This is a genomic window from Leptolyngbya sp. CCY15150 (genome assembly GCF_016888135.1).
Lineage (GTDB): Bacteria > Cyanobacteriota > Cyanobacteriia > RECH01 > RECH01 > RECH01.
This window is the reverse complement of record NZ_JACSWB010000236.1, coordinates 1-624: the sequence shown is the minus strand read 5'-3', so window position 1 is coordinate 624 and position 624 is coordinate 1. Positions and strand designations below refer to the sequence as shown.

Here is a 624-nt window from a genome sequence, read left to right as displayed (position 1 = left end):
GGTTTTGTCCGCAACTCAGCGTAGGTCATTTTCATCGGCTCACCCTAGTCTAGGCTCCTAGTAACGATTCTATCAGCTCAATTTCCGATAAGGTCTAGTGACCAAGGCCAAGCGCCAAGGTGAGATGCCAGGTTGTCCTTTGACGTCAAACAAGTCACTGAAGGTGTCGTCGTTGATAAACCCGCTCAATGTATCGGCCATTGTCAGGCAGAGGTTCCCTTGAGGAAAAACGGTATGGGCGACCTTCGCCGTTTCCACGGGTACAACATACTCAACTTGGGGGCGTAGCGACATTATTGACTGTTCCTGATGCACTCAACGATTGACCCCATTATCAATTTCTAGCTACAGGCTTACAGATAACGTTAAGCAATATTTCGCCACCAGTATCAAAAGTTGCCAAGAGCCCAAGATAATTGTCACCTGACAGCGGTCACTAGTGCGTTGCCAGACGTGGCCCACGGACTGTGTCATTTCCACTATTTACGAGAAGCAGCCAAGCCGATTTACGAAGCAGACCGCCATGGGAAAAAAGAGTTAAAAAAGCGAGTGCGTGACATCCGCAAGTTGGAACGAGAGACGAGTAAGGGAGTCGATGATGGGATCAAAGAGGTGGTTGAAGGA

General features: G+C 48.9%; 2 pseudogenes. One reads left to right on the top strand and one right to left on the bottom strand.

Going from position 1 to position 624, the window contains the following annotated elements:
• Nucleotides 1-96: 96 nt before the first annotated feature.
• Nucleotides 97-294 (bottom strand): annotated as a pseudogene (locus tag JUJ53_RS18165) (IS5/IS1182 family transposase); the annotation flags it as partial.
• 135 nt (nt 295-429) lie between these two features.
• Between JUJ53_RS18165 and JUJ53_RS18160 the strand changes: the two are divergent.
• A pseudogene (locus JUJ53_RS18160) lies at nt 430-624 on the top strand (ISNCY family transposase); the annotation flags it as partial.